Source organism: Phormidium sp. CCY1219, assembly GCF_035615515.1.
Classification (GTDB): Bacteria; Cyanobacteriota; Cyanobacteriia; order Cyanobacteriales; family Laspinemataceae; genus CCY1219.
This window is the reverse complement of record NZ_JAJENT010000161.1, coordinates 1-2,144: the sequence shown is the minus strand read 5'-3', so window position 1 is coordinate 2,144 and position 2,144 is coordinate 1. Positions and strand designations below refer to the sequence as shown.

General features: G+C 47.2%; 3 protein-coding genes. All 3 read right to left on the bottom strand.

Features of this window, described 5'->3' with window-relative positions; translation table 11 throughout:
* Positions 1-150 precede the first annotated feature (150 nt).
* Entirely contained in the window at positions 151-1,050 is a 900-nt protein-coding gene (locus LKK83_RS00880; RefSeq protein ID WP_324628838.1) for an RNA-directed DNA polymerase, read from the bottom strand.
* A gap of 207 nt (positions 1,051-1,257) precedes the next feature.
* Entirely contained in the window at positions 1,258-1,620 is a 363-nt protein-coding gene (gene avd, locus LKK83_RS00875) for a diversity-generating retroelement protein Avd (RefSeq protein ID WP_324628837.1), read from the bottom strand.
* A gap of 174 nt (positions 1,621-1,794) precedes the next feature.
* A partial coding sequence (locus LKK83_RS00870; RefSeq protein ID WP_324628836.1) for a hypothetical protein occupies positions 1,795-2,144 on the bottom strand: 350 nt, incomplete at its 5' end.

Sequence of the window (2,144 nt, the reverse complement as noted above, 5' to 3'; positions counted from 1 at the left end):
TGGTGCGTCACCCCCGCATGGGATAGGGGGATTGTGCCACACATGGGGTGGCGGGGGTGACGCACCCTACGGTGGCTACGGTGGCTGTTCGGCGAATCCCTACCAAGCCACCCTAACCCGGTTGATATTTGGATGAAGTTCGTTTTTCATCTACGTTTTAAAAAACGTAGCTTTCAAACTCTCATTTTTCTTTCGTAAAACCCGAAATCCCACGAAATTCGCGCCTTTGCGGGTTTCAAACAACTGGCTTTTAATCGGATGAATCTTCAGCCGCAGGGTTGCCAGGTAAGACTCCAAACCGATTCTAGCATCTGCCAGAAACGAGCGATCGCGGGAAAACAAGGCAAAATCATCCACATAGCGCAGGTATTTCTTCACCTTCAGTTCTTCCTTGATAAAATGGTCGAAACCATTGAGATAGACATTGGCAAAAAATTGACTGGTAAGATTGCCAATCGGCAACCCGCGTCGTCGTTGCAATGGCGCGAGCAAGTCATCCCCAGGAAAATGCAAAATAATCGTTTCTTGTTCATTACTCCCATCGATTATTGTATCGAGCAACCACAGGGTATCCCGACATTTTATCTTGCGGCGTAACTGTTCTTTTAAAATAGCATGGTCGATACTGGGAAAATATTTGCGGATATCGCATTGCAGGATATAGGGATTCGATCGAGCAAATTTCGTGAAGCGCTGCAAAGCGCGATGCGTGCCATATCCGAGGCGATTTGCGTAGGAATCCCCAATAAAGCTGCGCTCGAAAATCGGAGCAATAATATTGCATACGGCATGATGCACCACGCGATCGCGATAGGGAGCAGCAGAAATCATGCGTCGCTTTGGTTCGAGAATCTCAAACGTTTGATACGGACCGGGCAAGTAACTTTTTGAATACAATTCCAGTTGCAAAGTTTCTAATTCAGCTTCTAAATTGTAATTAAAGCGCAACACATTTTCGCGAAAGCGCTTACCCCGGGCGGCGTTGCGTGCAGCTTTGATTAAATTCGCATAGTCCACAATTTGGGGGAAAAGATTACCATATCGTTTCATTGGTTCTGGGGAAAATTTTTCCCGGATATTTCAACAAGTTGTCAAGTTTATGTTAATCTGAGGAAACTGGGCGAGATGCGCGCATCTGGAGTGAGTGATGGCACCCAGAATTGCCCTACCCAATCGTTTATTTTTCCGCCATATGACCCTCCTTGTTTCATCAGTTCACCCTTCGGGTACCGATGAGTGGTAATGGCGAGGGAAAAATCAGCTAGAGGGAGAAATTGCTTTAGATTTATGGCGTTGCTGTTTAATCCATCCGCCCAAGTCGCCACCAATATCATTGATAGACTTCCCCGCATATTCATAGCGATTCGCCGAAATCAGGTCAAAATCGAATAACAAGCGGGTTTGATAGCGCAGGATATCCAATTTGCTGTTTAATTGCTCTAGCCGGGAGAGTTTTTCCGTTGCATAACGAGCCAGGATTAACCCTTCGAGTATATCATACAGTCCGGTGGTAATTCTATCCCCGAGGGTGAACTTGTGATTCCGAGGAAGGCGGTTGAGGATGGGGACATACCAGCGAATTAAATCATAGGTTTTTTGGATAATCGGTAACTCGCTCATCGGATTTTACCAGGGAAAAATAGAGGGCGATAATTTGTGGCAACGATTGTGAATCACAGTTGTTGCTACAAAATCCAAAATCGGGAAAAATCGGTCGGATTGCTGCCCATTTTACCCCAAAATTTGCCATTTGGCTCCCTCGGAAATTTAATTTGCGCCTCGTCTACCCTCTCCCTACCACAAATCGCCCCGGAAATGGCCTTTTTTGCCCCCTAAAACCGCCAAAAAACCCATTTTTGAAAAAAAAATTTTTAAAGCTCGCTTCGCTCGCAGGGTAAAGAAAAGAGGGAAAAGAGGAAAAGGGGAAAAGAGAAAAGGGCTAAACAGTCCTGGGGGAAGCACAGCACAAGCGAAATCCGTAGTACCTCCTGCGGTTCTGCGGCCCGTCCCCGTCGCGCCGCGCGGCACGGCAGTACCTGGGGTTGATGCTCCAAGACCCAGCGCGCTGCACCTGGCGATTAGAATTTCCACCAGTTGTCCACGCACTCCCATCTGACGGCGCACCATTGTAATTCTCGTGCCAA

Excerpts from the sequence above, each read along its gene's own strand:
- LKK83_RS00880 (WP_324628838.1), bottom strand. The coding sequence starts at position 1,050 with ATGAAACGATATGGTAATCTTTTCCCCCAAATTGTGGACTATGCGAAT.
- avd (WP_324628837.1), bottom strand. The coding sequence starts at position 1,620 with ATGAGCGAGTTACCGATTATCCAAAAAACCTATGATTTAATTCGCTGG.